A 6,658-nucleotide genomic window follows, 5' to 3' on the forward strand; every position below is an offset into this window, starting at 1 on the left:
GTAATGGAAAAACAATCTATCGAACAACTCCAAAAAATCTGTACTCAACTCAGAAGAGATGTACTGAGAATGGTGCATGCTGTGCAATCCGGACATCCCGGTGCTCCACTTGGCTGCGCTGAATTCTTTGTGGCCTTATATTTTGATCAGTTGAGACACAATCCTGACTTTAAAATGGATGGAAAAGGCGAGGATATTTTCTTCCTTTCCAATGGCCACCTATCTGCCGGCTGGTATTCAGTCTTGGCTAGAAGCGGTTATTTTCCAGTTGAAGAACTCAAAACCTTCAGAAAAATCAATTCCAGACTTCAGGGTCACCCTGCCACTCACGAGCACCTACCAGGTATTCGTGTAGCATCAGGTTCTTTGGGTCAAGGGCTATCTGTTGCACTAGGTGCTGCCCAGTCCAAAAAACTGGAAAAGGATGATCACTTGATTTATATCCTAATGGGTGATGGAGAGTTGCAAGAAGGTCAGGTATGGGAAGCTGCCATGTATGCTGCCCATTTTGGGGTTGATAATTTGATCGCCACGGTAGATTACAATGGCCAACAGATTGACGGGCCAACTACAGAAGTGATGGACCTGAAAAATCTCAAGGCTAAATGGGAAGCTTTTGGTTGGGAAGTAATCGAAACCAAGAAAGGAAATGATCTAAAGTCTGTTCTGGAAGGTCTTGAAAAAGCCAAGTCCTTGACAGGAAAAGGCAAGCCTGTGATGAACCTACTGTATACAGAAATGGGCTATGGTGTTGACTTTATGGTCGGTACTCACAAGTGGCATGGCTCCCCTCCTAGCGACGAGCAATTAGCCAATGCCTTAGGACAGTTAGAGGAAACCTTAGGCGATTATTAATCTACCCAACACAAAGAATATCATGAGCTTAGACTTAAAATTTACATATACTGAGAAAAAAGATACCCGTTCAGGTTTTGGTGATGGCTTCTTGGAAGCAGGAAGAAAAAACCCAAATGTAGTTGGCCTTTGTGCGGATCTGATTGGTTCTCTGAAAATGGGAGCTTTTCAAAAAGAATTTCCTGAGCGCTTTTTCCAGACAGGAATTGCTGAAGCAAATATGATAGGCATTTCCGCTGGTTTGGCGATAGGAGGCAAAATCCCTTTTGCAGGAACCTTTGCAAATTTTGCAACAGGAAGAGTGTATGATCAAATCAGACAATCCGTTGCCTATTCTAATAAAAACGTCAAAATATGTGCTTCTCACGCCGGTTTGACATTGGGTGAGGATGGCGCAACTCACCAGATATTGGAAGACTTGGGGATGATGAAAATGCTTCCACACATGACTGTGATCAATCCTTGCGACTACAATCAAACAAAAGCTGCGACCTTGGCAATTGCCGAATACGAGGGACCGGTTTATTTGAGATTCGGACGTCCAAGCTGGCCAATATTTACTCCTGCAGATCAGAAATTTGAAATCGGAAAAGCATGGAAAATGATAGATGGTAAGGATGTGAGCATCTTTGCTACAGGTCATATGGTTTGGGAAGCGAATGTTGCTGAGGCTATGCTAAGAGAAGAAGGTATTTCTGCTGAAGTAATCAATATCCACACGATCAAACCTTTGGATGAAGAGGCTATTTTGGAATCTGTCAAGAAAACCGGATGTGCCGTCTCCGCTGAAGAGCACCAGATCAATGGCGGATTAGGTGATGCGATAGCTCAGACCTTGGCAAGAAACAATCCTGCTCCTTTGGAATATGTGGGTGTCAATGACAGTTTCGGAGAATCAGGAACTCCTACCGCCCTTTTGGAGAAATATGGACTAAACGCAGCCAATATTGTAAAAGCTGCCAAGAAGGCCCTATCCAGAAAATAAGTTGTCGAATAAAACTAAAAGCCACATGCCAAACGGTATCGTGGCTTTTTTTAGCTCTTTATGAATCTGCATCTTTCAGAAAAAATCCAATTATCCCCCATTGTCGAAAAAGACACAGACTTGCTTTTTGAATTGATGGAAAACATCTATAAAGAAGCCTATCAAGACTTCTGGCAAGACAGAGGAGATTGGTATTTAAACTTGATATACAATAAGGAGAATATTAAAAAAGAGATTGCCAGAGAAAGGGCTCACTACTTTTTCGTCTCTTGGGAGAATGAAATAGTAGGGATTTTAAAATACGATTTCCCATTTTCTCCCAGAGAAATCCATATTCCTAATGCCATGAAATTGCATCGGCTTTACCTGAGTTCTCGGACTCACGGCCGAGGAGTTGCAAAAGCATTAATGATTCATATAGAGCAGGTAGCCAAAAACAATCAATTAGATTCCATTTGGTTGGAGGCTATGGTTTCTAAAGCCCAAGCCAAAAGATTTTATGAAAAATGTGGATATCAAAAGATCTTCGAATATAGCCTCGACTTTGAAAAGTTGAAGGACGAGTTCAGACAAATTCAGATTATGAAAAAGGATTTAAATATATAAGGTCTTCAATAGCGGAAAGCTTCATTTTTAATTCTGCTGAATGTATCTTAAAATCTGAATGTTTTACTCATGATTCCGATTTACAGACCCCTCATTTTAATTTTTCTGTTTTTAGCAATCTCCTGCCAAGTAAAGTCTATTAGTGACTCAAAAGATCAATCGGAGCTTAAATCTACTTTACTCGAGAACGAACCCTCATCTCAACTTAAGCAAGAGGAATTGGTAGGAGTTTATTTTATGCCTTCTTGGGACACAGATCCTGACCCTAATAGAGACAGGGATAATTTTTGGTCTTGTTTACAAAATCCAGAAGACTGTGCCAATTTGAAGAATCCTGCTATATGGGGACCAAGGGGAAGAGTTTATAATCGAAATTACCCCTATGAAGGACCTTATTTAGACAGGAAACCGGTCAAGGAATTAAAAGGATTTTATAAAAGGGATGACAAGGATGTTGCTAGGATACAATTGGAGTTGATGAAATCTTATGGTATAGATTTCTTTGCTTACAACTGGTTTTATGGCAGACACTATTATTATCATCTTTATTTTGGCCCTCAGTCACGTATTTTTTACCCTAAAGGATGGAAAATAGATTCCAGCAGAGATGGAAGAGTTGCTGTTCCAGGTTTGGAAGAATGGAATGAACAACTGGAGATATTACTGGAAGTCAATGCAAAGCTTCCCGAAAAAGATCAACTGAAATGGGCAATTAATTGGTGTGATGACAGTGATGATCGATGGATGAACTGGCTAAAAATAGGATCTCCGGATGAAATGGCAAGAAAAGCGAATTATCCGGGTGAGAAGCCAACGAAGGAACTTTACTTGCAGGTTCATGAGAAAATTACCAGAAGATGGACGGACTCTTATTTTAACAGGAAAGATTATTTAAAAACAGAAGATGGAAGACCCATAGTATATTTCTATTTTCCACAAGATGCCGAAGCTCGGGCAGCTTTTTATGGATTAGAGTTAAAAGATTTACTAAATCTTTCCCAAAGAATTGCCAGAGAGCAGGGCTTCCCCGGAATCAAATTTATCGCAGTGATGGCGGGCCCCATGTTAGAGCGTGAAAGGGCTTATGGTTTACCCACCAAATGGCAAGCAAATAATTCAAATAGACCTTGGGAAGGAGGAAGATATGTAAATAGGCTCTTACTTCAGGAATATGTCCCGAGGCTCAAAACAATGGGATTTGAAGGAATGACAGGATATGTGTATCATAATTTTTTCGAAAAAGATAATCGCAGCTATGCTGATATGAGGGAAACCTATCGAGGCCATTGGACCATGTGGAGCGAGCAGTTTAAAGAAGATCCTAATTTCGAGTATCAAGTTCCTGTAGCTATGGGTTGGGATATGCGTCCGGCAGGTGGCACATGGCCTCAGCAAGCTGGATTTCCTTCAGAGCCTTACAAGGACAATGTTCATAGTACAAAATCCACTTTTCAAGCTAAGCTAAAAGAAGCCCAGGAGGTATCTCTAAAATATAGAAACACCAAGGGTAATACGATTATGATTTGCTGTTGGAATGAGTACCTGGAAGGAAATCACATAGAGCCGACAGTGGGTCATGGATATGATTATTTGGAGGCTATCAGAGAGGTATTTGGGGGTAAATAATAAAAGGTTGTTGATTTTATTTTCTTTAATAATTCAAGAAAATACCTTTTTATGATAAATATCATATCATAAAAAAATCTTAAAACTTAGGTTTAAAGCTTAATCTAAGTTTTATGAATCACCTTGCAAGCTTGGGAAGAGTTTCCCTCTTTATCATTTATTTCTGGTTTGGAATTTTAAAGGTTATTGGAATATCCCCAGCCGAACCTTTAGTAGAAAACCTATTCAATCAGCTTTTGGGGGGAATTATTCCTTTTGAGATTTTCAATCAAGCTTTTGGTCTTGGGGAATGTTTGATAGGAATCTGTTGGCTATTTCCAAAAATCTCTAAAGTTGCCTTACTTGTTTTACTTGGACATATGATTTCCACATTTTTACCAGTAATATTTCTACCTAATGAAACTTGGCAAACCTGGTTTACCCCCACCTTAGTTGGGCAATACATCATCAAAAATTTAGCATTGATTTCATTAGCTCTGATGATCAATCAAGAACAAACTAGAAGGCTTATAATTAAGGGTCCTAAGGAATTAGGAGAAAACTATATTGCTGAAAGAGTAAAAAATAAATATGTAGCATAAACTATTGATTCCCTAAAGCTTAAAAATTCAAAAGCATAATAACTTGACAAAGCAGTCATTGGAAAAAATCCTTTAAGAAAGAGTTAACAAAAAAAGTCCCAACTCATGATGAGTTGGGACTTTTCAATTTCAGGGCTTGATGCCTTACTTGATTATCAATCGCTTGGTCATTACCATATTGCCCATTCGAACTTGAACCGTATACATTCCGGCAGCCAGGCCATCTAAGTTGAAAGTTTGAGTAAATCTACCTTCTCTTATAGCCACATTCTCTCCTACTACCCTACCTATAGCATCGTAAATTTGGATCGCAACTGTTCCTGAAAGATAATCAAGATCAATTAGGATATTGGTTTCGGAGCTTGCTGGGTTTGGATAAACGAAGAACTCACCTGGTTTCAACTCTCTATTCAAAACAATTTCCTTAGAAATAGTCTGACCTGCTCTGTCTGTGCTAGAAACTCTCAGACTTAAGCTTGCAGGAATTGAATTGCCCATCCATATCAATTTATTTCCATTCAATTGTACTTCAGGATTCTCATCTAGGCTATAGCTATGGATGTTATCCGCAGGGTCAATGGTATTCAAGTAGCCAAGAACCTCACCAGACTTCAAGTTAGATGCAAACTTGTTATTGTCCACTACTATATCCAGCGCCTCTGGCTTATTCAATACCAATACCTGAATAGAGATCGGTTCATCCAAGGAATAGAATTCATTCGCGATCAGATCTGCTTTCAGTTCGTAGATGCCCGGAGTCAAAGGATCGTAAGAATCAGACTGAAGGGTCATCGGAAGTTTCTTCGCTTCAAACCAAGTCAGGCTCATTTTCTCAACTTCCTTCTTGACAGTTTCAATTGGGGTATTCCAAGGTACTTGGATCAAATCGGCTACAACACGTTTGTTGCCTTTCTTCACTTCATGAATCACGATAGATCCGCCGCCTTGACCATTGTTTCCAAGGACAGTTGCATCGGTACCATTTTCATCCTTACCGATTTGGTTATCATAGATTGTTGTACCGCCAGTAGCTGTCGTGATCTTAATTCTGAATCGGTCAGGATTGGTTCCTCCATTCCAGTTTCCATCAATAGCCACTACTACAAATTTGTATCCTGGCTGTCCGTTGATAGTACCTGTTCCTCTATAGGTAGCCTTACCACCGGAGATCACCAATGATCCAGATTCATGCATGGTACTCTTAAAGTTGATATTACCTGCGTTAAACTGGAACTCAGTATTTCCATCAACTTGATTTGAGCCCTTCTTGTATTTCGAAACAAATCCAAAGTTGGCTTTTCCAACTGCAGTAGGATTATCTGGCATAGCACCTTCTGGAGAATTGATCCAGCCACCGCCAGTTACGAAGCTGTCATTTGGATCATATACCGGGATATAAGCTACAGAGCTAGCACATCCAGTTCCTGCGATTGCAGTGACTTTGTAGACACCGATTGCATTAGTAAATGCGTTTGTCTGGTGTGTAGCTATTCCAGAAGCATTGGTTAAAACTGGAGCAGAGGTAAATACCGTTCCACCAGCTTCATTTTTCACCACAAAGACTACGCTTACACCTGCCAAAGGAGCTCCACTCGGAGATGGAGTTACAGTTGCATTTAAGGTCGCAGCTGTTCCAATTTGAACAGGAGTTCCGGATGCGGAGGCGTCGATGCTAACCCCGTTAATAGTGAACTGTCCAGAAATGAAGGTTAGGTCATAATTTGGATTCAATACCAAGCTACCTTGATTGATTGAATAAACTCCTGTTCCTTCTCCACTTACTCTTGCGACATTGCCAGTAAAGGCATCTGTAAAAGTCAAGCTACCAGAGGTTACTTGATAAGTCAAACCTGGATCCACCTGTCCACAATACTTGCTGTTATTATCAGCGGTAACCGTTATTGGTCTTTTGGTGATCGTGAACTCCGCAGTATTGTACGTAATGTCATAGTTACTCAACACCCCTGCTGGACTCAACTCCGCACTGATTTCATACGGCCCGCCA

The 6,658-nt window shown here is 40.4% G+C and carries 6 protein-coding genes; 5 read left to right on the plus strand and 1 reads right to left on the minus strand.

Annotated elements, in window-relative coordinates; translation table 11 throughout:
- Positions 1–3 precede the first annotated feature (3 nt).
- From BM073_RS11625 to BM073_RS11645, 5 genes are all read left to right on the plus strand, one after another.
- Positions 4–855, plus strand: a complete 852-nt coding sequence (locus BM073_RS11625; RefSeq protein WP_091654297.1) for a transketolase — start codon at positions 4–6, stop codon at positions 853–855.
- Positions 856–877: 22 nt separating this feature from the next.
- Positions 878–1,840 carry a transketolase family protein gene (locus tag BM073_RS11630; RefSeq protein ID WP_091654299.1) on the plus strand — a complete coding sequence of 321 codons (963 nt, stop codon included), beginning with the start codon at positions 878–880 and terminating at the stop codon, positions 1,838–1,840.
- A 60-nt stretch (positions 1,841–1,900) separates the two neighbouring features.
- A complete protein-coding gene (locus BM073_RS11635; protein WP_091654300.1) occupies positions 1,901–2,446 on the plus strand; it encodes a GNAT family N-acetyltransferase in 546 nt (181 codons plus the stop codon).
- Positions 2,447–2,515: 69 nt separating this feature from the next.
- Positions 2,516–4,072 (plus strand): glycoside hydrolase family 99-like domain-containing protein, encoded by a 1,557-nt coding sequence (locus tag BM073_RS11640; RefSeq protein WP_091654302.1) that lies wholly within the window; start codon positions 2,516–2,518, stop codon positions 4,070–4,072.
- 113 nt (positions 4,073–4,185) lie between these two features.
- Positions 4,186–4,653, plus strand: coding sequence for a hypothetical protein (locus tag BM073_RS11645; protein ID WP_091654304.1), 468 nt, complete (start codon positions 4,186–4,188; stop codon positions 4,651–4,653).
- A gap of 144 nt (positions 4,654–4,797) precedes the next feature.
- Here the strand turns inward: BM073_RS11645 and BM073_RS11650 are convergent.
- A partial coding sequence (locus BM073_RS11650) for a T9SS type A sorting domain-containing protein (protein ID WP_139217487.1) occupies positions 4,798–6,658 on the minus strand: 1,861 nt, incomplete at its 5' end.

This window comes from Algoriphagus ornithinivorans, assembly GCF_900115305.1.
GTDB classification, from domain to species: domain Bacteria; phylum Bacteroidota; class Bacteroidia; order Cytophagales; family Cyclobacteriaceae; genus Algoriphagus; species Algoriphagus ornithinivorans.

Bases quoted from the DNA above. Each gene is read 5' to 3' on its own strand.
- BM073_RS11635 (WP_091654300.1), top strand. From the start codon at position 1,901: ATGAATCTGCATCTTTCAGAAAAAATCCAATTATCCCCCATTGTCGAA.
- BM073_RS11645 (WP_091654304.1), top strand. From the start codon at position 4,186: ATGAATCACCTTGCAAGCTTGGGAAGAGTTTCCCTCTTTATCATTTAT.
- BM073_RS11630 (WP_091654299.1), top strand. From the start codon at position 878: ATGAGCTTAGACTTAAAATTTACATATACTGAGAAAAAAGATACCCGT.
- BM073_RS11640 (WP_091654302.1), top strand. From the start codon at position 2,516: ATGATTCCGATTTACAGACCCCTCATTTTAATTTTTCTGTTTTTAGCA.
- BM073_RS11625 (WP_091654297.1), top strand. From the start codon at position 4: ATGGAAAAACAATCTATCGAACAACTCCAAAAAATCTGTACTCAACTC.